Raw genomic sequence first — 21,618 nt, 5'->3', positions numbered from 1 at the left:
AAGTTTCTAATTACTAAGTTATTTACATCGAACATCTAGCAAATAATTTTCCGAAGGGTAAGCATATCGCTAGCGCCTTTTTGAAATTGATAGGGCACGGCCTTTAACTCGGCCTGGTAATCCCGCTCGTTAAAATAGCGCATCACCCCAGGAAGGTGCTGCGACAAACGACCATCGAGACTGAGTAGTGGATAAACTCGCACTTCTTTGGCAACGCGACACATTTCCGTTAAAGCTTGAATATGCTGGGCGGCGTCAATTTGCTCGCTGTATAAAAATAGCAGGTGAGAGCACAGGCCAAGGTCAAATTCATTATCAAAAAAGGGCAATTCAGGCAGGCTGGTTTCAACATAACGCCCCGCCGCTAGGCCGGCCTCAAAATCGTCTAAAAACCGATTCATCGCCGACATGCGCACTGAGCCAAGGTGGCCGGGGTCTTTAAAGCTGCTCCAGTAATATTTGTCGGCGTGGCGGGCAAGCTCGGCAATCATACCAGGGTAGACGCGCTGAATTCGGCCGCTTATTTCGGCCTTGGTGAACTGATAAATGGGATCGACCGACATAATCCGGCCACCGTTTTGGCTAAGCTCGGCATTAAAGCTGGCGGGGCCATCACCACAGCCGAGAATATGTCCCTCTAAATCCCTTTCGCTAAGGGCAAACATACGGCAATACTCTGCGTACGAACGCCCCCACGGAACAATTGACGACAGCTCCAAATCACCCTCACTCACTCGACGGCCTAATTAGCCTGGCAATAGAAAAGACCCCAGCACGAGGGTCTTGTCAGACTATAACCGACAAGACCCAAGTAAAGAATGGGCTTAAGTATAGAGAGGAGCGCGCCTTCGACACAAATTCTTATCTGGGCGAGGCGGTAAAGATTTTAGCGCAGCAACGCTCACAAGCAGTGACCGGATGCGGGAAAAGCGCAAATTGTGGGCCCAACTGCAATGTTACGGGGCCGACGCCGTAATAGCAGCCGTAGCAGCTGCGCTAAAATCAGGCTTGCCAGCTGCGTCCACTGCAAACAGGGGCAGCCGCGCATTGGCCGCGATATTTACCACTGGTATTGTGGCATCACGAGAAAATGCTTCTAAATATTGTGGGTGATAGCCGCTCACCCACAAGCCCAGTTCGTCACCCATCGCCAAGCGCTCGGCAATCCCCACCAAGTCAATATCGGCATGGCTACCAAGGCCACGTACTGGCATGATTTGATCGTCTAGCAAGCGCCACTCACCGCCAGCATTACGGATCGCGACACCCACAAACAGAATGCTATCGCAGCCGCTGCGAATGGTTGGCACACCGCCCAGCGCGCACGCTGCATCGTTAAGTATTTGCGGGGTAGTGACGGTAATATCAAGCTGAGGGATACCGGCAATAATTAAGCCTTTGCTGTCACTTACGCTAAGTAGTGGCACAATATTTACATCCTGCCCCAAAACGTGAGCCGCCTGCGCGGCCACCCCATTTGGGACATTGGCAAGCGCCAAGTTATTAAACGCACTAAACGCCGGCACCGTCGCGTCGTTGGCAGATCGGCGTGCTTTAAATTCCGCTACCGGAATATTCACTGCGTCGTCGTCGGCCAGAGAAACACAAATCTCATTAGGACCGCTGAGATCAGCGGCCGGAGCCTGCCCCCGCAATTTGTCGTTAAACCAATCAATGGTGGCACTGCGCTGGGTCCTAGCGCCGCAGGCAAACTTGCCCGCCAAGGCTTGGAAGTAAACTGGCTCGGGAGTTTCACCAATAAAATTGGGAATAATATGACCGCTTTCATGGGTTAGCAGGCGCACTTCATGGCCACTGCCGGCTGCGCGCTCACTTAAACACTGAAAATTCCACCAAGCATCATTGAAATTAAACAACGTGTCGCGAATGCCTTGAGTTAGCAAAATATCCACCCCAGGCTGCCCAGTGTAGCTATTGCTGCCCGGCGCCTCGTTAAATTCACTGCTGATATTATTGTTTATCTCGCTGGCTGAAAAACTGTAGGGCATAGTGGCCTGCCCGTTCTGCTCACACCAATACTGGGGGCTGTGGTAGGCAAACCACGCCAGCGCATCGCGCGGAAATTCATTGCTAGCAATACCGCGCAATAGGGTTTCTTTCACAAAGGGATCAAGCCCCCGCGCCAACGGCGATTCTTGATTTTCAAAACCAGGCTGATAGCTCCCCGCCTCGCCACCGCCCACTAGCAATAAACTCCACGCCGATTTCACCACGTCGCCGGGGTTTAGGCTAAAGGGTAAATAGTGCCAAGTAATATCTGGCACCATCGCGTCCATACGCTGTTTCTCGTCTACGCCGTGGATCAGTAGTTGGTAACCGCCACCATAGCTTGAGCCCACTGCACCACTGAGCAGATTAACACCGCCAGCAACACTCACCGCCGGATCTGGCCGCGCCGCCAGCTCACCATTTGCTTCATTGCGCCACGCCAAATAATCCAAATTGGCTTCGGCCCAATCCAGTATCTGCAATAAATCCAAACCCTCTACATCGGGGTCCATCACCCGCACAGTGCCGCTGCTGTCGCCAAAACCGCGCTGGTCGATACTAATCACCGCATAGCCCGCAGCCACTAGGAGGTCCAGGGCATTGCCGCTGTAATCACTCGCAGCAGGATCGCTAACCCGCGCGCCGCCAAAACCATGGCTATGCAACACCAAGGGGTGGGCACCCAGTGCACGCTTGCCGCAATCCAATTTTGCCGGTTCAAACACTTCAAAACTGATGTTTTCACCGCTCGCCGAAGGCAGAATAACTTGATAATGACGATTAGCCGTAACCGCGGCAAAGCTGTCGCCACACGAGGCGTTGGTTTGCGTAGCGGAGCAACCTTGGCTATTTACCGTCGCCTGCGCGATGGAGTTCGCGCAAAGATCCTCTTCATTAGCAACGCCGTCGCCGTCACTATCGCGACTGTCTTCGAGGTCACACACATCACCAACGGAATCGGCATCAAGATCCTGCTGATTAGCATTGCTCGCCGCAGGACAATTATCGTGCTCATCACTAATACCATCATTGTCTGCATCGGCAATGCCATTGCTATTAGCGCTGTCATCGCAAGCATCGCCAATACCATCGCTGTCGGCATCAGCCTGACTGGCATTGGCTAACTGAGGGCAATTATCAGTTTCGTCAGCGACTCCGTCGCCATCGCCGTCTACAGACTGGTTAACGCCGCCAGAATCCGAGTTGCGAGACGAATTAGAGCTTGAACTACTACCACCGCAGGCCGACAGCGCTAGCAGCACAAGGAATAGACAAAGTGCGCGATAATTAACCATAGGATCATTCCAGTATTTATTATTTGTGTTTGTACGCCAGCCACCGAACCAAGATTTATAGCGACCAACTACTACACGGAATTTATTTATTGAGCCATACTAAACCATGTTTTCACTGACCACACAATAATAACTTAGTATATTCGTTAGTGAAAATAGCGATGCACGCACTCATATGAGCTGCGATAATTCGCGCCCAGTAACACGAGCGACCCACTTGCGGTCATTTGGCCAAACCATCAAAGGAAACATCCTGTGCGTCGCAGCAGCACCCCATATGCGCTCCATCGCCTTAGCAAAGCACTAAACCGCTGGTATGTTCGCCGCTATATTGCCCCCCAGTTCGATAGCCTTGGCAATTTGCCAGATGTGGTAAACCCGCGCAGCGTGGTGATCTTTGGCGACAATATTCATATTGGCCGCCACGCCCACATTATCGCCTCACCAGACAATATGATTCGTTTAACCACCTGGCCGAGTCGACTCGGCAAAACCGAAATCCGCATTGGCGACTACTGCTTGCTATCGCCAGGGGTGCGAATATCGGCAGCCAAGTCGATCCGTATTGGCGACAATTGCATGTTTGCCGCCAATGTTTATATCAGCGACAGCGACTGGCATGGCATTTACAACCGCATCCGCCCGTTTCGCAGTGAAAGACCGGTGGTATTAGAGAATAATGTTTGGCTAGGCGAGCGTGTCATTGTCAACAAAGGCGTGCGTATTGGCGAGAACAGCGTGATTGGCGCCGGCAGTATTGTCACCAAAGACATACCTGCCAACGTGGTTGCGGCGGGCAACCCCGCGCGGGTGATAAAAGCCATCAACCCTAAGCGTCGGATGCTAAAACGCGAGGTATTGTTTCAAAATTCTGAGCACTACTACGAAATTCAAGACGAGCTAGCCAAGATGACCATGGCCAATAATAGCTGGCGCAATTGGCTACGGGCATTACTAAAGCCTAATCGCCAAGATTAATAATTACGATCTTCTATAAACAACAAACCCCGACCTAGGCCGGGGTTTGAATGTGGTACAAAACCCCACCAAGGTGAGGTTTTAGCGCAGGGGCCTGCTTACATCATGCCACCCATGCCGCCCATACCACCCATGCCGCCCATGTCTGGCATACCGCCAGCGCCAGACTCAGCTTTAGGTGCGTCGGCAATCATGCACTCGGTAGTAATGATCAGGCCAGCAACAGAACCCGCAGCCTGCAGCGCAGTACGTGTCACTTTGGCGGGATCAAGAATACCCATTTCCATCATATCGCCGTATTCGCCAGTACCTGCGTTGTAACCGAAGTTACCGGTGCCGTTGCGAACTTTGTCCAGAACGACAGAAGCTTCGTCACCCGCGTTGGTCACGATTTGACGCAAAGGTGCTTCCAGTGCGCGCAGCGCAGCATTAATACCTGCAGTCTGATCTTCGTTGTCGCCTTCGATACTGCCGATATTGCAAATAGCACGAACCAGAGCAACACCGCCGCCAGGAACTACGCCTTCTTCTACTGCCGCACGGGTTGCATGCAGTGCATCTTCAACGCGCGCTTTCTTCTCTTTCATTTCCATTTCAGTGGCGGCACCAACCTTGATAACCGCAACACCGCCAGCCAATTTCGCTACGCGCTCTTGCAGTTTTTCACGGTCGTAATCTGAACTGGTGTTTTCGATCTGAGTACGGATTTCAGCAACACGAGACTGAATTGCAGCAGCATCGCCAGCGCCATCAACGATTACAGTGTTTTCTTTGTCCATGGTGACACGCTTAGCAGTACCAAGGTGCTCTAGGGTTGCTTGCTCAAGATCCAAGCCTACTTCTTCAGAAATCACAGTACCGCCAGTCAGAACTGCGAGGTCTTGCAACATGGCTTTACGACGGTCGCCGAAGCCAGGTGCCTTACAAGCAGCCACTTTAACGATACCGCGCATAGTATTAACAACCAATGTTGCAAGGGCTTCGCCTTCAACGTCTTCTGCAACAATAATCAGCGGGCGGCTAGACTTAGCAACTTGCTCAAGCAAAGGCAGCATTTCGCGGATATTAGAGATCTTCTTATCAGCCAATAAAATGTAAGGGCTGTCGTGTTCAACACTCATGTTCTCTGTGTTGTTAACGAAGTAAGGGGACAGGTAACCGCGGTCAAACTGCATACCTTCAACAACGTCTAACTCGTTTTCAAGGCCTTGGCCTTCTTCAACGGTGATAACGCCTTCTTTGCCGACTTTTTCCATTGCTTCAGCAATGATGTCACCAATATTGGCATCGCTGTTTGCAGAGATAGTACCAACCTGTGCAATCGCTTTAGTGTCTGCGCAGGGGCTAGACAGTTTTTTCACTTCTTCAACCGCAGCGGCAATAGCCTTATCGATACCGCGCTTGATATCCATTGGGTTCATGCCAGCAGCAACTGATTTCAAACCTTCGTTCACAATCGCTTGCGCCAGAACAGTCGCAGTGGTGGTACCGTCACCGGCATCGTCAGAGGCGCGTGAAGCGACTTCTTTAACCATTTGCGCGCCCATGTTTTCTAGGCGATCTTCCAATTCAATCTCTTTCGCTACCGATACACCATCTTTAGTGATGGTTGGTGCGCCGTAGGACTTTTCTAGTACCACGTTGCGGCCTTTGGGGCCCAAAGTAACTTTTACTGCGTTAGCTAGGATATTGACACCAGCCACCATGCGCTGACGCGCTTCATTGCCAAATACTACGTCTTTTGCCATGATCTTATAATCCTTTCATTATCTAATTCGTTGATTCAAAAGAAACTTTTCAGAATTAAGCTTCTACCACACCAAAGATTTCTGATTCACTCAAAACGATCAGCTCTTCGCCGTCGAGTTTTACGGTGCTACCGGAGTACTGGCCAAAAATAACCAGATCGCCCGCTTTTACGCCAACCGGACGCAATTCACCGCTCTCCAGCAATTTACCTTCGCCAACCGCAATCACTTCACCTTGGTTTGGCTTTTCTTTAGCAGAACCTGGCAGAACAATACCGCCCGCACTGGTCTTTTCTTCTTCCTTACGACGAACAACAACGCGATCGTATAACGGACGAATTTTCATTTTTATCAATCTCCATTAAATCAATGATTTAGAATTAATTGACCGGTTAAACCGGTGTCAGCCCAAAAGCTAGCGAGCCTTTTGACCTGACCCCCCTTTTATATGGATCGAGAAACTACACGAATCTCAACTGGGAAAACCAGGCGATTCATCACCAAGTCACCGTGGGCTGTCCTGTAAATGGGGCTGCGCAAACACTTTTCAAGAGTTAGCGCTAAAAATTTATTCTTCTTTTTTGTAATCACCTTCAATAACGACTGGATCGCGCCCTGCGGTCTCGCCTGTGGATGAGTCCGCGCCAGAAGTATTAGCAAAACCCGAGCTTGTGGCCTGAAAGCTCGATGCTTGAAAATTGGCGGCGTGTACCTGCATTACCCCGCGCTTTAGTAAAAAAGCGATGAGTCCCTGTCGCAAAGGCGCAATTAGGCAGATAAAACCGAGACTGTCGGTAATAAAACCAGGCGTAAGTAAGAGCGCACCGCCCACCGCCAGCAACAAGCCTTCTAAAATCTCTTTAGCGGGCACTTGGCCAGTATTTAAGCGCTGCTGGGCACGCGTCAACGTCTCCAAGCCCTGCTGTTTTAATAGCGCGGCACCGACCACGGCCGTAAACACCACCATTGCAATAGTAGGCAGACTGCCAATGAGACTGCCAACCTCTATTAACAGCCACATTTCCAATATGGGTAACACCACAAACAAAACGAACAAAAAACGCATGTCATTCTCACTTTAACGAGCTTTATTAAGATGTGGGGGGGAACCAAGGCAAATTCAAGCCAGCCGCTACCGGCACCCACAGTTTGAACGCAAAAATCCCCCAAAATCATAGACTTTGCTTTACAATTCAGTAGCACTAAAAATTGCTTATGGGAATATTAATGAAGCACCTTGCCATCATTGCAGCACTTGTTCTGATCCCTATTGCGAGCCTTGCCCAAACACAGCAAGAACTAGAATGCCTGCAACTTGCCGCGCAATCTGCGGCCGAATCAACCACCGTGGGAGAGCTTCGCAGCCTGTGCAACGCTCCCCTGTGGCCTACCGACCGAGACCCGCAAAGCCAGACTGCAAACGACCCAGCCCAAAATCTAACACCACACCGGGTCAGCGGAATTGTTCGCGAACGGCAAGCACTAGAGCGCTTTACTGTCGACAACCCCTTTGTGCTCACCCCGCACCGCAGCAATTATGTAATGCCAATCTCATACCGAGACAGTATTAGTCATTACAGCAACGTTACTTCCCTAGACAATAGCCAAGCCGACAACATTGAATTGGAGTTCCAACTCAGTATAAAAGTCATGGTATGGGAAAATATTTTTAAGGATAATGGCTTTCTGAGCATTGGTTACACCAATCGCTCATACTGGCAAGCCTATAACGACATAGCCTCGGCGCCGTTTCGAGAGACCAATCACGAACCGGAGCTAATGTTCACCATCACCCACGACTGGGAATGGCTGGGTTTTCACTATGTTGGCGACCAGTTAATATTCAACCATCAGTCAAATGGCCGCAGCGAACCCCAGTCGCGCAGCTGGAACCGACTGATGTTGAATATGATATTTGAACGCGATCGCTTTGCGATGTCGTTCAAGCCGTGGTATCGCTTAAAAGAGTCCGCCAAAGACGATGACAACCCAGATATTGAAAAATACCTTGGGCACTTTGAGTGGATGGGCATTTACCAGTGGCACAATCGCACTCTGAGCCTCATGCTACGCAACAATCTGCGCAGCGACAGCAAAGGCGCGGTAGAAATAGGCTGGAGCTTCCCGATTAACTCTCGGGTGAAAGCCTATGTGAAGTACTTTAATGGCTACGGAGAGAGCCTGATTGAATACAATAATGCCATCGAAAGCATCGGTATCGGTGTACTGATCAGCGACTGGCTATAAACCAAACTGACCAATGGAACCTCTATAATGATTACTGCTCAGGAAGCATTACAACGTTTAAAAGAAGGCAACAAACGCTTTGTAACCAACGTGAATAGCGACTTTGCCACCATCATTCACAACAAACGCCCTGAACTAGTTGAGATTCAGGCGCCATTTGCCATTGTGCTCGGTTGCTCCGACGCCCGAGTACCTGCCGAACTGGTTTTTGACCAAGGCCTAGGTGATCTCTTCGTCATCCGCGTAGCGGGCAATGTGGTAGCGCCCTCTGGGATAGGCAGCGTTGAATTCGCGGCGCTGAGCTTTGGCACGCCGCTGGTAGTGGTGTTGGGGCACTCTAACTGCGGCGCAATTTCGGCCACCGTCGACGTGCTCACCGGCAATAGCAAAATCCCCTCGCAGAACCTGCACTCTATTGTAAAGCGCATCCGCCCAGCGGTAGAAACGCTACTGGCAACCGAGCTGCGTCATGATCACAAGGGCTTGATTGAACAATCCGTGCGCGCCAATGTTCGCACCTCGGTTGAGCACTTAAGCAGCGGCTCACCCACCCTTGAAAAGCTGATCAGCGACGGCAAGCTTATGGTGGTGGGCGCCGAGTACTCGCTAGAAACTGGCGAAGTTGACTTTTTCTACGAAGACTACTGGGAGCGCACCCGCAACCTCGAGCTGGAATGAGCCAATTAGCCGAGCAAGTCTACGCCGCCCTGCTGGCCATTCCAGCTGGGCGCTTATGTAGCTACGGCGACATAGCCAAACTTGCCGGCCTTCCTGGTCGCGCCCGCTGGGTAGGGCGCCTCCTTAGCCAACTCCCGCCTAACAGCCAACTTCCTTGGTTTCGCGTTATTAACAGCCAAGGCAAAATCAGCTTCTCCCCTGCAAACCCAAATTACGAAAGACAATTACGCGAACTGATTCGCGAGGGCAGCGCCGACGCCTCAGGCAAAATTTTGTGGCGCCAGCGCCGCTGGCCCTAGAGCCACAGAGACTTGACTCCAGAGTTACTGCCAACATACCCCACCAACTTCCTAGCCATGACTTGGCAAGTAGCGGCCCAAATCTGCCGAGAAAGCTCACGACGGTAATCCACCGTATTCGGCTGGCATTTCTTTTGAGGGCGGGAGAGTGACTACACATATCCGCTCATAGAAAGCAGCACTTCAATTGAGGCAAAGCCTCAACTATGGTCTGCGCCACGCAGCCAGCGCTGCCGCTTCACTGGCTTTATACTCGAGTAAAGCATCGTATACGCCCAGCCCCATATCAGCACCCTCGCCTTTGGCTACCCGCATCAACTGCAGGCAATACCACGCCAGCAGGCCAAAAGACTCTGCCGTTTTAAAGGTTTGCTCATCCACCCCATCACCAAGGGCGTCGCTGGCCATCGCCAAATCGTGCTCTATTGACGGCAGGGCTGCTGAAAAACGCTCTGTGGTAGCAGATGTCAGAATGGCGCCGCAGTCATCTGGGGCGTAACAAAATGGCCGGCCAACACCAATCAACTCGCATGCACCAGACAACAGCGCATCGCTCATACCTTTTTTACCGCGAAACCCGCCAGTGATCATCAGCGGCATATTTACCAGTGGCCGAACCTTCTCTGCAAACGTTAAAAAGTAGGCCTCGCGAGCAACGGTGCTGGCCAATTTCTGACTACTTGCAGAGCTAGGCTCGCTCGAGTCCACACCCACCATCGACATTTGCTCATAGCTGCCACCGGAGATCTCAAGTAAATCGATACCGGCAGCAGACAGCCATTGCACAACTTGCATGGATTCCTCTTCGCAAAAACCACCGCGCTGAAAGTCTGCCGAATTGAGTTTTACAGAGATGGGAAACGCCGCACCTAATGCCGCTCTCATCGCCGCAACAACCTCAAGTAGTAATCGCGCACGGTTAGCCAAGGATCCGCCATACTCGTCGTCGCGCTTATTGGCCAAGGGACTTAAAAAATTAGACAGCAAATAGCCATGTGCTGCGTGTATCTGAACACCGCTAAACCCCGTTTCTCTGGCTATTTCGGCAACATGCACAAAGCGTTTAATAACATCCGCTATATCGGCCTTTGTCATTGCCCTTGCATCGCCGCAGTCAGCGGCCTTCAGTGGCAGGGGGATCGCAGACGGCGCCAGCGGCTCAGCATGGATGCCCGCGGGTGTCTGGCGTCCAGGATGGTTAATCTGCATCCAGAAATGTGCTTGATTTTGAGTGCCCAGCGCCGCCAACTGCTTTAAACCTTGAAAACCGCCATTGCCATCAATGGCGATATTGCCTGGCCGCTCCAAAAACCGGCGATCGATTTGTACATTACCGGATATCATCAAGCCGTAATCATTTGTCGCCCAGCGCTTATATAAATTAAGATGGGCGTCCGACACGCAATTATTCGCATCGGCCAAACCTTCACTCATCGCGGCTTTCACCATACGGTTTTTTAAAACGACCCCACAAGGCAGGCGAAGCGCTTGATTCAAAACAAAACCTTCATCAACCATGGCCTTTTACCCTTTCAAAACATCGGCGGTATGCATGGTGTCGAGGTATTCCTTAACTGCGAAAATTTTGCCGTCGCGCACCTCAAGTAAAAAATGGTACTCGTTGTTATATACGCGGCCATTGCCAAGTACAGCGTAAGACTCCGCCTCACACGCCACTTTATTTCCTTCGGCGAGCATGGATTTAGGTGTAATGGCCAAGCCGTCTTCGCTACTCAACACCAAGTCATATAAAATTTTAGCCATCTCCTCCTTGGTCTTTAGGCCGCACATCGGAAATAAATCTGGCTTGCCACCAATCCACCAAGTGGCGTCCTCGCTCATCATCGCTAGCGCTTTATCCACTTCCTTCGTTTTAAAACAGGCCAGAAATTCTGCGACAAGTAACTTATTTTTTTCGGTAGACATTATTATTTTCTCTTAGTGAATTATCGACATAGGCACTTGCCACATCAGCAGCGCTGCCAAGTATATTTATCACTATGAAAATAACGGCACCATCAGAATTATTCGCGGCCACATCAAATTCGTCCGCGACGATCATTTATTATTTCGTGGTTTCAAATCTGAAGTGCATCATCTGATGCAGTAGAAGAAAGGGTCAGCTGAAGGTAAGCTCATCATTTTTTTCTCCGGCAAGAGATGAAATCACAATGAGTTATTACCAGCAGCTAACTTATGAGCAACGATGCCAGATATCAGTCCTAAATAAAACAGGTTGTTCACAAAGAGAGATAGCTAAGAACGTCGGCACAAGTCAGTCAACAATCAGTAGAGAGTTAGCTCGTAATACAGGTGGCCGAGGCTACCGGCACAAACAAGCTCAGGCTAAGTCGTCCTTACGTCGCAAGGCGGCAGCTAGGCGCTCTAAAATGACGTTGACTATGATCGCACTGATTGAGTCCAAGCTTCGGCAGGAATGGAGTCCGGAGCAAATATCGGGGTGGCTACTTGATGATCTAGAGCTTCTGATTAGCCATGAGACGATCTATCTACATGTTTGGTCGGATAAGCGATCTAACGGAGATTTGTATACGTACTTGCGACGTCAAGGCAAGAAATACGACAAGCGCCGTAATGGCAAATCCACACGAGGACATATTAAGAACCGTGTAAGCATTGATGACCGCCCTGAGGCTGTGGACAACAAATCTCGAATTGGTGACTGGGAAATAGACACAATGATAGGGAAAGGCCATAGAGGTGCGCTGGTCACCATAGTGGAGAGGGTCACCAAATTCACCTTGTCTGCGCAAGTTGATAACAAAAGTGCTGCGGCTGTCACAAAAGCCACGATCAGTTTGTTAAAGCCATTTAAAGATGTGGTTCACAGTATTACGGCGGACAACGGGAAAGAATTTGCTTATCATGCTGAGATCAGTAAGGCGCTCTCAACGGATATTTATTTTGCACATCCGTACAGTTCGTGGGAGCGCGGATTAAATGAAAATACGAATGGGCTACTACGGCAGTATTTTCCAAAAAGCACAAATTTGAAGTTGGTGTCTAAGGCAGAGGTAGATAGAGCTGTGAACCGACTAAATACCCGCCCAAGAAAAGATTTAGGTTTTAAAACACCAGGTCAATTAATGGGTGATTACCGGGCTGCGATTGCAGCTTAAACCTTGATGCACTTCGAATTTGAAACCGCGTTTTTATGAATACTTAGCAAGCAATAGCTAAGCGCAGTCAACACGGCCTGAACACCCAGTTATAAAATTGCGATTAAGCCCCTAGCTTTTGATTGAGCTGAAACTCCCTTGGCGTCATGCCGGTTGTCGATTTAAAACTCGCCGAAAAATGCGAGGCGCTGCTAAAGCCGAGTTCATACGCGATGTCTGTGATATTAAAACTGGATTCCCTTAACAACTGTTTAGCTTTACTGATTCGCTGTTCGACGATATAGCGATGGGGTGATTTTCCAAAATACTTGGTAAATTGCTCGCAAAATGCAGTTCGCCCCATGCCGGCAACATCGGCCAAATCACCTATTTTTAATTGCTGATCGAGGCGGAGCTGAATTTCAGCAACAACCATCGAGAACCGCCTTGCCTCGTTTCGGCTTGGCATGCCAGAGCTCTGATCAGGCAATAAAACCGGCTCAAATGCTTCTTCAGAAACCCGCCGCAATAAATGCCACGACAAGGACTCCAACGCCGAGCGTGCACTACGCTTGCTGAGTAGCGACGGTGAATTCACCAGATTAAACAGTGATTTTACACTCGCGATCACATAATCGTCCCGCACCGCAAACAGGCAATGCCGCAGCTTTAAAAGATCGTCGCCAAAATTTTTGCCAAAAATATTGGCCGCGCTGGCGGGAAAATGAATAGTCGCAAAATCTACCGAGCCATCAATTAAATATTTTATCGGCTGCCCACTCGGTACAAGGGTGATGTCACCAGGCCGAGAATACTGTTCGCTAATGCCATTTTCGGTAAAGACCCGCACTCGGCTATCACCCCCTAGGTGAACTGCCACCGTAACCTCACCATTGCGGGGAATCCGCACCTCTTTGATGGGCTTTAGATCCCAGCGATAAAGGCTGATACCCGTACTGGGTTTATCTCGGTGTTCCAGCATGGGGCTGGTGCGGCAGGCATTGGTATACACCTCAAATGCCGAGTTACTGCAAACCGGTATTGCATTCATTTCGCCGTCCTCGATGGACTCTTTGCTATTGATATTATTGTGATTTTACCTAGCTGATCACGACGCCCACACGGACGATTTCATCATTGTGGCAACGTATTATTTCGATATTGTTTGCCACCGCTTGTTGCTATAAATCGCACTCAGCTCCTAAACCATAAAAAGAATACTCTCTGGAGGACCAATGACGCAAACATCTCAGTTACCAAGCTCGACAACACCCAAAACGGTTGCCGATTTAATGGCCACCGCCGAGCAGGCCACTGGGCTCTCGGATTTTGGTGACACCCAGTTTTTAGAAGGCCTAGAAATACTGGTGAGTGGCTTTAACAAGGAAGCGAAATTATCGCCACTGGGCGAGGAGTTGGCCTTTGGCGGCTTGCTAAACTCGCTAATAAACCGCCTGCGTTATGTGCGAGATGTGCACGCCCATCCCGAAATTCTACAAGAGAAAATCGAAAAGCCCATTGTGGTGCTTGGCCTGCCCCGTACGGGTACCACCAAATTGCAGAGAGTTTTGTCGGCGGCTCCGCAAACTCAGGGCATGATTTATTGGAAAATGATGAACCCCGCGCCCTTCCCTAGTGAGCAAGCGGGTAATCCAAAAGAGCGCATCGCGGCCGCCCAAGAAGTAGTAGAAATGTTTGCACACAATTTCCCTGGGTTTATGGCCCGCCACCCCACCGAAGCGCTTCAAGCCGACGAAGAAGTGCTGCTAATGCAGGGTTCATTTCAATGCGTGGTTACCTGGATGTTTGCCCGCATGCCGTCGTTCTATAAATTTGCTATGAGCATTGATCAGCGGCCTAGCTATCAGTTTCTCTTTGAACAAATGCAGTATCTCCAGTGGCAGGATGGTGGCCGTCGAGGCCGCCCCTGGGTATTAAAATCGCCCTGCCATACAGGGCTGCTCGACACTCTGCTGAGCGTTTTTCCTGATGCGGTACTAGTGAACTGCCACCGCGATGTCACCAGTATTATTCCGTCAATGTCGGGCTTAATGGAGGAAATGCGCCGCATCCACAGCGACTCGGTAGACAGCCAAGTCATCGGCCCCGAGTTACTCGATTATTTCGGTTGCTCAATGGACCGCTATTTAAAAATTCGCAGCCAGCTTCCGCCCGGCAGAATTATGGATGTGCGCTACGAAGATGTGCTCTCTAAGGCGCCTGAGCTGGTGCAGCAAATATTTGCCGCCGCCGACATTGAATTTAATCAGGATTCGCTGGCAGCTATCCACGCCTTTGAGGCCGAGCGACCACAGCACCAGTTTGGCACCTACAGCTATTCCTGCGCCGACTACGGTGTAAGCCCTGACATGATCAACACCCGATTCGCAGAATATCAACGCCAGTTTTCGGCGTTTATCACTCACTAAATTCACATAGTAAAGAAGGATTACAAAATGACCGACAGAACCTCTTTCAAAGATTTAAGCTTCGCAAACCCAAATATTTGGCGGCAAGTGGTCAAGGTAATGGCCGAGATGGAGTCCCTCGTTTGGGACGACCCAAGCATAGACGATGATTTAAGCCGCGCCGAAGGCGTTAGGCAATTAACCCGCCTAATTTCCGGTGGTCAGCCCATTACCCTAGAAAACATCAACCCCGACTATCCCCATTTTATGCAGCTGCTGGGCACCAAGGTGCAGTGGGGTTTGCCGTCAGCCGACTGCCATTACACTTGGGCGCCGGCCCACGGTGATAACAGTTACCGCATAGTTGGTGATCGCGGCACGGCAAAAGTTATTGATTTAGAAGTGAGAGAAGACCACATCGCCCACCTTGGGGACTGGAAACTCTTTCATCGCTTACAAGACCTCGAAGTAGGCCCAAACAATCAAGTGGAGATCCATGTCAGTAAGGAGCGCCCCGCCAATGCCACTAACTGGTTAAAGCTTCCTGATGGCCCCTGTAATTTGGTGTTTCGGCAGTACTTTAGCGATTGGGATACTGAGCAGCCCGCGCGTTTAACAATCATCACCAAAGACAAGCCCCTGCCGCCGCCACCGCTGCAAGAGGACGATATTCGTCGCAACTTAGAATTGTACTGCGACCTTTTGAAAGAAATGCCTGCGGGATTTCGCAAAACCGTGGGCAGCTACTACAACGGCAAAGATAACGAGCTGTCTTTCGACGGCATTGACTACGGCTTCGCCTCTTTGCGTTACGGCAAAGCGGTATACCACTGCGGTCCCGATGAAGCAGTGCTCCTAGAAATAGAATTGCCGAAAACCAAATTTTGGAATATTCAGATTGGCAGTCAATTTTGGGAGGCACGAGACTACCATTTACGCCAAACCTCATTGAACGACCATCAAGCATGGGTAGATGACGACGGTATATTTCGCGCGGTAATTGCTCACGACGACCCCAGCATTGGCAATTGGTTGGATGCCGGCGGACACCAGAAAGGGTTGGTTACCGTGCGTTACTACGAAGCCGATGCCATTCTACCAACGCGTATGAAACGCGTGAAACTGCACGAGGTGGTGGACTTATTACCCACATCAACACCGCGGGTTTCGGGAGAGCAGCGCCAAGTGCTATTGCAAAAACGCGCGTGGTCTTTCCCACGTCTCGGTCGCGATTAAGCAGGGGTCGGAAATGCAAAACATAGAAACGCTATTTTCGATGAAGTCTAAAATCGCGGTGGTGACCGGCGCGGGCACCGGCATCGGCCGCCAATTTGCCCACACCCTCGCGAGGGCCGGTGCTAAAACAGTCTGTGTGGCCCGTGACGCCACGCGCTTAGAGAGTGTGGCTGACGCGATTCGTGCCGACGGCGGCGATGCTATAGCAATAGCCGGCGACATTAGCAGCGTAAAATCCATAGCGGAGATATTTGCGCAAATAGAAGAAATTTACGGACGCGCCAATGTTTTGGTGCACTGCGCCGCGCAGGCGGATTTTGGTCTGTTTCCAGATGTGCAAGACGAAAGCTGGGACAGCCTGATCAACGTAAACCTATCTGGCACCATGCGCCTGTGCCGACGTTTTGCCAGTGCATTACTAGCAGCCAATGAAACAGGGGCCATCGTCAACATCACCTCAATTACCGGCGACCGAGTGATGCCCGGCATGCCCGCCTACTGCGCGCTTAAGGCGGCAGTAAATCAATTGACCAAGGCGATGGCCCGCGACCTATTTGGCAAAAATATTCGCGTCAATGCGCTTGCGCCTGGCTATTTTAAAACCGAAATGTCGTCAACGCTGTTTGATTCTGACGAAGGTCGGGCGCTCATTCAAATGCATCCCTTAAAACGCCTAGGTAATGTCGAGGAGTTAGACGGGCCCTTGCTACTGCTCGCCAGTGACGCCTCCTGCCATATGAACGGCTCAATATTAACTGTGGACGCGGGGCATTCTATTTCTTTGGCGTAAAGAAATACTCTTAATCGTCAACTGCTACTCTAGGCACAGTAAGCACTCAATTTGCTTGAATGCTTACTGTCGCCGAACAGTCATTTGCACGACACCCTGCCCAAGCTGACGAAAAATATTACGCCATCGCCAAGAAAAAATTGGGCTTTCCCCATAGCTGTAGTTATACCCTTGGGGTCGGTTGCACGTCACAAGGCCGCAATGGTCGCCGCTCGCGAAGCGACTGTAACAAGCGGATACGCCTTACTGCCAATCACTTGAATTAGCGACTAGTATTTAGAAAATGCCTGCGAATAATTCCAACCCATCAAATGCATTACGCCTTAGTTTGAAGATTAGCCATGGCCTTACTTAGAAACTTCTCACTCTGTTTTAATCCCGACGCGAGTTCTTGCTGGGTATTAATATCGTTGACGGTCTGCCACTGGGCTGCGATATTTTCTGGAGTTTGCTCCTCCGCAGACAAGAAAATTCCGTCTGTTTCAACGAGCCTAGCGCTGGCATAACCGCCCGCACCCGCGCACAGAATTTGCCGCGTTGGGGCATCGTTATGGCAAAGTAACAAAGCACCTGCGGTCACCGCCTCTGGTGTCAACAAACCCATAAACTCTTCCGGCATAATGTCTTCGGTCATACGTGTGCCAGCAGTTGGTGCCAGCGCATTCACCCTAATATTGTTCTTGGCGCCTTCCAAAACTAGAGTGTTCATTAAGCCTAAAACAGCCATTTTTGCCGCGCCGTAATTACTCTGACCAAAGTTACCGTACATACCGCTCGACGATGTGGTCATCACGATACGCCCGTAGTTTTGCTCGCGCATAATGTCCCACACCGCTTTGCAGCAATTCACCGACCCCATCAGATGAACGTCCATGACTAATTTGAAATCATCCAAGCTCATTTTAGCGAAAGATTTATCCCGTAATATTCCTGCATTATTAATGAGAATATCAACTCGCCCCCACTTGGCCATGGCTTGCCCGACCATGTCTTCAACTTCTGCGAAATTGGCAACATTGGCACCGTGAGCAATCGCATCACCACCGCCTTGTTTTATTAATTCAACCACTTCAGCGGCCGCAGCAGAGGAGGCACCACTGCCATCGCGTGCGCCGCCCAAATCATTAACGACCACTTTTGCGCCGCGAGCAGCCAAAGCCAGTGCGTGGCTGCGGCCCAAACCATTGCCCGCGCCAGTAACTATAGCCACTTGGCCATCAAATCGAATTGTCATTACATTCTCCTTAAGCAATCATTTGCACGGTTAGCCATTCAGCCACACAGGCGGGTTTATCTTCGTTTTCTATTTCAATGGTAACCTGAGTCTTAAACAGGTACTGACCTGGCTTACTGGTACTTATATCTAGAATTTTCGGCACCGCGCGTATACGGCTATTCACTTTTACCGGCGAGATAAAGCGCACTTTATCGAAGCCATAATTCACACCCATATAGTAGCCATTAATCAATACACTGTATTGTTCGGCAAAATGGGAGAGCATCGACAAACTCAAAAAGCCGTGTGCAATCGTAGTACCAAACGGCGTAGCCTTGGCTTTATTGGGATCTACGTGAATAAACTGGCGATCTAAAGTGCAATCTGCAAATTTATTAATGGTTTCTTGGTCAACGGTAAACCACGAAGTTGGCTCCGGCTCAAACCCGATTTTTTCAGCAACATTTTCTTTATTAACAAAAGTAACCAAGGCAATACCCTCTCTTATTAGTATTAGATGTTAAAACCATGCTGCCTGCATATCATAGGCACTGCGATCCAAATCCGTCAGAATTTTTGACCATACTTGGATTTGTGGTAGCTCAAAGCTATAGAAGTATCGAGCAGCTTGTAGCTTGCCACGGTAAAAATTCTCATCGCTTTCATGCGGCTTTTTAGCGAGAGCATCGGTCGCGACAACACCTTGTTTCAGCCACAGCCATGCAATAACTACGTTGCCGAACAGTTCAAGATACTTAACCGAGTTTGACAGCGCCATGTCGATATTCTCGGTCATCATCGCCGCTAATAACGAGTTTGTCGTCGTCTTCAATATTCCTACTGCCTCACTCAGTTGCTCGGCGAGGTCAGCCAACTCCGCTCGCGAATGAGCCGCATCGATACCGCTTTGAAACTCTTCTAACAATAGCTGGTAGCCCACCATATTATTCATTGGTACTTTACGCGCGAGTAAATCCAGTGACTGAATACCGGTGGTGCCCTCGTGAATTGGGTTTAAGCGATTGTCCCGATAAAACATCTCCACCGGATGATCGTTTGTATAACCCGCTCCGCCCAGTACCTGAATAGCAAGATCATTGGACTTTGGTCCGTATTCCGACGGCCAGCTTTTAATAACCGGTATGAGAATATCTAGCAAGGTTTTAGCCCGAGCGCGAGCGGCCTCAGTTTCGGCGGTGTGACTGTCATCAACCAGCTGTGAGCCTAGCAAACACAGCGCCATGGCCCCTTCAGAATACGCTTTTTGGGCCAGCAACATCCGCCGCACATCTGCATGTTCAATAATGTTTACCGGTGCCGAGAGCGGGTCTTTACACGAGGGTAATCGGCCTTGCGGGCGCTCTTTAGCGTAGTGCAGCGAGTACTGGTAGCCAGTGAGTGCGGTGGTTGCTGCGCCAGTGCCGACCATAATGCGGGCTTCATTCATCATATGAAACATATAGCTGAGGCCACGATGTTCCTCGCCGACCAAATAGCCCACAGCACCACCCTGCTCGCCAAAATTAAGCGCACAGGAGGTGTGGCCACGACCACCCATTTTGTGGAATAAGCCGGCTAATGCCACATCATTGCGCTCACCAATGGAGCCATCTTCGTTAAGTAAAAACTTAGGCACAATAAACAGCGAGATTCCCTTGGTGCCTTTGGGCGCGCCCTTTATCCGCGCTAAAACCAAATGCACAATATTCTCGCTAAGATCGTGATCACCGCCCGATATATAAATTTTGTTGCCTGTAATACGATAGGTGCCGTCATCCGCCTTTACCGCGCTGCTGGTAAGGTCGGCTAAACCTGAGCCCGCGCTGGGCTCAGTCATTGCCATGGTCCCAGCGAAGCGCCCGATCCGCATAGGTTCTACCCAAGTTTTAATTTGCTCGGGGGTACCGTATGCGGAAATTAAGCTGGCATTGGCAGAGGTCAACATCAAGTAACCCATGGCAGTACTGCCAGTAGCTGACAAATAAGCACTGGCAACCGAGGCCACTATCGGCGGTAACTGCATGCCGCCTAATTCAAAATCAGCAGTAGTCGAACCCAAGCCTGCAGCCAATGTTGCGTCTAAAGCGACTTTTATTTCAGGTATCATCGCCACCTTTCTACCATCAAAAGTCGGCTGATGAAGGTCCATTTTTTGACGGATTGGTAAGAAATAACGCTCCGCAACCGTTTTAGCGGTTGCAATAGATGCTAGAAAGGTTTCCCGACTATGCTCGACGTAACGCGATCGGCGTGTAAGGCTTTCTGAATCGAATAACTCAAAGAGCATAAACTCCAAGTCTCTATCGCATAAAATAGGCGCAGACATTATCTAACCTCAGCTGAGTAATTTTTTTTATAAAGAAGCATTGTCATACCGCTGGCTCGGCATCACCACGACATTCGATGTCCTGTTTCCAGAAATAAAGCTTAAGAAAGAACCTGCACAGCTCAATAAAACAACAAGGGGTGTTTTTTTTTGTCATCGACTAGACCCGACAAGTCTAGGGCGTCGTCTTCAGGGTAAAGGGTGCAGATGGTAAGTCGAGGTTCAGAGGCATATGCCGTCGGACCGAGTGCGCCGACAGTCGTACTTACACTAAAGAAAGTTGCTAAATCGTCATCGAGATTAACCTGCACCCGATAACTCGCCATCGGCTCTAATCCCGCCGCCCGCTGACGCCAGTCAGCAGGAACGCTTGGCGCCGCGCTCAATCTTGCTAAGGTCGCGCGATCGGAGTCTTTATTATTGAATAAGGCCACCTGTTGTAAGCTCATTAGTATCACAGACAAGGTGTTTTCGAGATTACTTACCCCCCCGCTGACCCCGCGGCTGAACAGATAATCATAGAAATTACCTGTTTTTTGCAGTTCGTCACTCGACAATAATTTACTGTAAAACCCCAGCCAGCCACGATTGACCATCAATATATTAGCTGACGTGTCCATTAAAGAAGTCGGATATGGATCAAGAGCACGCAAGGTTAAAATCATTGCCTTACGCAACCATTTTAGCTCCGGCGCATTAAAATCTATTATCTCTTCCGAAGCCGCATAGCCCGCCGAAATCCGTAGATGATTTAAGTCCCGCTTACCTAAATTCAACGCAAGCGCGATTTCGCTAATAATTGCCTCGCTAGGACGACTGCTGCCATTTTCTAAGCGGCTAATATGGCGCGGGGAACACTGCAGACGAAAAGCGAGCTCCTCTTGGCTGAGTCCATGTACAGCTCGCCAAAACCTCAAAAACCGAGCAAACGCGAATTCTTCTAGTGAGTCTGGCATAGGGGTTTAACTTTGCATCAATTGGTATGCGGAGTTTTAGTATGGTCTCGGATGATAGCAGACTACCTTGATTGATGCTTTGCAGGGGGAGACGCTTGACGCCAGAGCGAACACGTAGACTTTATCTTTTGCGTTCACCGTCTCCCGTCTAGCGTGGCGCTGTTAGGCGTGCTGCGGGTTTTAAAAAGGCTTAGGGCGGACTGCGGTTCGTAACCGTCCGGCAAACCCACCTTCCCATCCTATTTAAAGATAGTAGTCTTGGTGTCCACCTAATACTAAGTGGACACCAGTTATGGATGCTCAAGGATTACT

The 21,618-nt window shown here is 50.1% G+C and carries 20 protein-coding genes; 8 read left to right on the top strand and 12 right to left on the bottom strand.

Features of this window, described 5'->3' with window-relative positions:
* Positions 1-35: 35 nt before the first annotated feature.
* Together P1U47_RS02185 and P1U47_RS02180 are read right to left on the bottom strand one after the other, a co-directional pair.
* Positions 36-734, bottom strand: a complete 699-nt coding sequence (locus tag P1U47_RS02185; protein WP_301026902.1) for a class I SAM-dependent methyltransferase — start codon at positions 732-734, stop codon at positions 36-38.
* Positions 735-956: 222 nt separating this feature from the next.
* Positions 957-3,305 carry a thrombospondin type 3 repeat-containing protein gene (locus P1U47_RS02180; RefSeq protein WP_301026901.1) on the bottom strand — a complete coding sequence of 783 codons (2,349 nt, stop codon included), beginning with the start codon at positions 3,303-3,305 and terminating at the stop codon, positions 957-959.
* Between the two features lie 255 nt (positions 3,306-3,560).
* On the opposite strand from P1U47_RS02180, the gene P1U47_RS02175 reads away from it, so the two are divergent.
* Positions 3,561-4,283, top strand: a complete 723-nt coding sequence (locus tag P1U47_RS02175) for a DapH/DapD/GlmU-related protein (protein WP_301026900.1) — start codon at positions 3,561-3,563, stop codon at positions 4,281-4,283.
* Between the two features lie 98 nt (positions 4,284-4,381).
* Here P1U47_RS02175 and groL read toward each other — a convergent pair whose 3' ends face one another.
* From groL to P1U47_RS02160, 3 genes are all read right to left on the bottom strand, one after another.
* Positions 4,382-6,031 carry a chaperonin GroEL gene (gene groL, locus P1U47_RS02170; protein ID WP_301026899.1) on the bottom strand — a complete coding sequence of 550 codons (1,650 nt, stop codon included), beginning with the start codon at positions 6,029-6,031 and terminating at the stop codon, positions 4,382-4,384.
* Positions 6,032-6,086: 55 nt separating this feature from the next.
* Positions 6,087-6,377: a co-chaperone GroES gene (locus tag P1U47_RS02165; protein ID WP_301026897.1), complete on the bottom strand. Its 291-nt coding sequence runs from the start codon at positions 6,375-6,377 to the stop codon at positions 6,087-6,089.
* A 222-nt stretch (positions 6,378-6,599) separates the two neighbouring features.
* Entirely contained in the window at positions 6,600-7,097 is a 498-nt protein-coding gene (locus tag P1U47_RS02160) for an FxsA family protein (protein WP_301026895.1), read from the bottom strand.
* Positions 7,098-7,258: 161 nt separating this feature from the next.
* Here P1U47_RS02160 and P1U47_RS02155 point away from each other — a divergent pair, with 161 nt between their 5' ends.
* From P1U47_RS02155 to P1U47_RS02145, 3 genes are read left to right on the top strand one after another with little or no spacing between them, the layout of a single operon-like run.
* Positions 7,259-8,278: a phospholipase A gene (locus tag P1U47_RS02155; RefSeq protein ID WP_301026894.1), complete on the top strand. Its 1,020-nt coding sequence runs from the start codon at positions 7,259-7,261 to the stop codon at positions 8,276-8,278.
* Positions 8,279-8,305: 27 nt separating this feature from the next.
* Complete coding sequence (locus P1U47_RS02150) at positions 8,306-8,956, top strand: carbonic anhydrase (protein WP_301026893.1); 651 nt, start codon at positions 8,306-8,308, stop codon at positions 8,954-8,956.
* The gene (locus P1U47_RS02145) at positions 8,953-9,255 is read left to right on the top strand and encodes an MGMT family protein (protein WP_301026892.1); all 303 of its coding nucleotides are present in this window, start codon (positions 8,953-8,955) and stop codon (positions 9,253-9,255) included. Before P1U47_RS02150 ends, P1U47_RS02145 begins: the two co-directional genes overlap by 4 nt.
* A gap of 204 nt (positions 9,256-9,459) precedes the next feature.
* Here P1U47_RS02145 and P1U47_RS02140 read toward each other — a convergent pair whose 3' ends face one another.
* A complete protein-coding gene (locus P1U47_RS02140; RefSeq protein WP_301026891.1) occupies positions 9,460-10,773 on the bottom strand; it encodes an NADH:flavin oxidoreductase/NADH oxidase family protein in 1,314 nt (437 codons plus the stop codon).
* 6 nt (positions 10,774-10,779) lie between these two features.
* Positions 10,780-11,181: a nuclear transport factor 2 family protein gene (locus P1U47_RS02135; protein WP_301026890.1), complete on the bottom strand. Its 402-nt coding sequence runs from the start codon at positions 11,179-11,181 to the stop codon at positions 10,780-10,782.
* 245 nt (positions 11,182-11,426) lie between these two features.
* On the opposite strand from P1U47_RS02135, the gene P1U47_RS02130 reads away from it, so the two are divergent.
* A complete protein-coding gene (locus tag P1U47_RS02130; RefSeq protein WP_301026889.1) occupies positions 11,427-12,395 on the top strand; it encodes an IS30 family transposase in 969 nt (322 codons plus the stop codon).
* Positions 12,396-12,498: 103 nt separating this feature from the next.
* Here P1U47_RS02130 and P1U47_RS02125 read toward each other — a convergent pair whose 3' ends face one another.
* On the bottom strand, positions 12,499-13,425 hold the full coding sequence (locus P1U47_RS02125) for an AraC family transcriptional regulator (protein WP_301026888.1): 927 nt from the start codon (positions 13,423-13,425) through the stop codon (positions 12,499-12,501).
* 184 nt (positions 13,426-13,609) lie between these two features.
* Between P1U47_RS02125 and P1U47_RS02120 the strand changes: the two genes are divergently transcribed.
* The 3 genes from P1U47_RS02120 to P1U47_RS02110 are packed head-to-tail and all read left to right on the top strand — an operon-like array spanning position 13,610 to position 16,808.
* On the top strand, positions 13,610-14,803 hold the full coding sequence (locus P1U47_RS02120; RefSeq protein WP_301026887.1) for a sulfotransferase: 1,194 nt from the start codon (positions 13,610-13,612) through the stop codon (positions 14,801-14,803).
* A 27-nt stretch (positions 14,804-14,830) separates the two neighbouring features.
* Positions 14,831-16,018, top strand: coding sequence for a DUF1214 domain-containing protein (locus P1U47_RS02115; RefSeq protein ID WP_301026885.1), 1,188 nt, complete (start codon positions 14,831-14,833; stop codon positions 16,016-16,018).
* A 13-nt stretch (positions 16,019-16,031) separates the two neighbouring features.
* A complete protein-coding gene (locus P1U47_RS02110; protein WP_301026883.1) occupies positions 16,032-16,808 on the top strand; it encodes an SDR family oxidoreductase in 777 nt (258 codons plus the stop codon).
* A 316-nt stretch (positions 16,809-17,124) separates the two neighbouring features.
* Here the strand turns inward: P1U47_RS02110 and P1U47_RS02105 are convergent, their stop codons facing one another.
* The 4 genes from P1U47_RS02105 to P1U47_RS02090 all read right to left on the bottom strand — a co-directional run bounded on the left by P1U47_RS02105 (position 17,125) and on the right by P1U47_RS02090 (position 21,306).
* Positions 17,125-18,042: an SDR family NAD(P)-dependent oxidoreductase gene (locus P1U47_RS02105; protein WP_301026882.1), complete on the bottom strand. Its 918-nt coding sequence runs from the start codon at positions 18,040-18,042 to the stop codon at positions 17,125-17,127.
* 10 nt (positions 18,043-18,052) lie between these two features.
* Positions 18,053-18,514: a MaoC family dehydratase gene (locus P1U47_RS02100; RefSeq protein WP_301026881.1), complete on the bottom strand. Its 462-nt coding sequence runs from the start codon at positions 18,512-18,514 to the stop codon at positions 18,053-18,055.
* 30 nt (positions 18,515-18,544) lie between these two features.
* Positions 18,545-20,350 (bottom strand): acyl-CoA dehydrogenase, encoded by a 1,806-nt coding sequence (locus P1U47_RS02095; protein ID WP_301026880.1) that lies wholly within the window; start codon positions 20,348-20,350, stop codon positions 18,545-18,547.
* 122 nt (positions 20,351-20,472) lie between these two features.
* Positions 20,473-21,306 carry a helix-turn-helix transcriptional regulator gene (locus tag P1U47_RS02090; protein WP_301026879.1) on the bottom strand — a complete coding sequence of 278 codons (834 nt, stop codon included), beginning with the start codon at positions 21,304-21,306 and terminating at the stop codon, positions 20,473-20,475.
* Positions 21,307-21,618 lie beyond the last annotated feature (312 nt).

The organism is Zhongshania sp., assembly GCF_029212375.1.
Taxonomy (GTDB): Bacteria; Pseudomonadota; Gammaproteobacteria; order Pseudomonadales; family Spongiibacteraceae; genus Spongiibacter.
This window is presented reverse-complemented; position numbering and strand designations above follow the sequence as displayed.

What these genes read in the sequence shown, in the direction of transcription:
- P1U47_RS02180 (WP_301026901.1), bottom strand. Translation starts at nt 3,305, where the DNA reads ATGGTTAATTATCGCGCACTTTGTCTATTCCTTGTGCTGCTAGCGCTG.
- groL (WP_301026899.1), bottom strand. Translation starts at nt 6,031, where the DNA reads ATGGCAAAAGACGTAGTATTTGGCAATGAAGCGCGTCAGCGCATGGTG.
- P1U47_RS02165 (WP_301026897.1), bottom strand. Translation starts at nt 6,377, where the DNA reads ATGAAAATTCGTCCGTTATACGATCGCGTTGTTGTTCGTCGTAAGGAA.
- P1U47_RS02160 (WP_301026895.1), bottom strand. Translation starts at nt 7,097, where the DNA reads ATGCGTTTTTTGTTCGTTTTGTTTGTGGTGTTACCCATATTGGAAATG.
- P1U47_RS02155 (WP_301026894.1), top strand. Translation starts at nt 7,259, where the DNA reads ATGAAGCACCTTGCCATCATTGCAGCACTTGTTCTGATCCCTATTGCG.
- P1U47_RS02150 (WP_301026893.1), top strand. Translation starts at nt 8,306, where the DNA reads ATGATTACTGCTCAGGAAGCATTACAACGTTTAAAAGAAGGCAACAAA.
- P1U47_RS02145 (WP_301026892.1), top strand. Translation starts at nt 8,953, where the DNA reads ATGAGCCAATTAGCCGAGCAAGTCTACGCCGCCCTGCTGGCCATTCCA.
- P1U47_RS02140 (WP_301026891.1), bottom strand. Translation starts at nt 10,773, where the DNA reads ATGGTTGATGAAGGTTTTGTTTTGAATCAAGCGCTTCGCCTGCCTTGT.
- P1U47_RS02135 (WP_301026890.1), bottom strand. Translation starts at nt 11,181, where the DNA reads ATGTCTACCGAAAAAAATAAGTTACTTGTCGCAGAATTTCTGGCCTGT.
- P1U47_RS02130 (WP_301026889.1), top strand. Translation starts at nt 11,427, where the DNA reads ATGAGTTATTACCAGCAGCTAACTTATGAGCAACGATGCCAGATATCA.
- P1U47_RS02125 (WP_301026888.1), bottom strand. Translation starts at nt 13,425, where the DNA reads ATGAATGCAATACCGGTTTGCAGTAACTCGGCATTTGAGGTGTATACC.
- P1U47_RS02120 (WP_301026887.1), top strand. Translation starts at nt 13,610, where the DNA reads ATGACGCAAACATCTCAGTTACCAAGCTCGACAACACCCAAAACGGTT.
- P1U47_RS02115 (WP_301026885.1), top strand. Translation starts at nt 14,831, where the DNA reads ATGACCGACAGAACCTCTTTCAAAGATTTAAGCTTCGCAAACCCAAAT.
- P1U47_RS02110 (WP_301026883.1), top strand. Translation starts at nt 16,032, where the DNA reads ATGCAAAACATAGAAACGCTATTTTCGATGAAGTCTAAAATCGCGGTG.
- P1U47_RS02105 (WP_301026882.1), bottom strand. Translation starts at nt 18,042, where the DNA reads ATGACAATTCGATTTGATGGCCAAGTGGCTATAGTTACTGGCGCGGGC.
- P1U47_RS02095 (WP_301026880.1), bottom strand. Translation starts at nt 20,350, where the DNA reads ATGTCTGCGCCTATTTTATGCGATAGAGACTTGGAGTTTATGCTCTTT.
- P1U47_RS02090 (WP_301026879.1), bottom strand. Translation starts at nt 21,306, where the DNA reads ATGCCAGACTCACTAGAAGAATTCGCGTTTGCTCGGTTTTTGAGGTTT.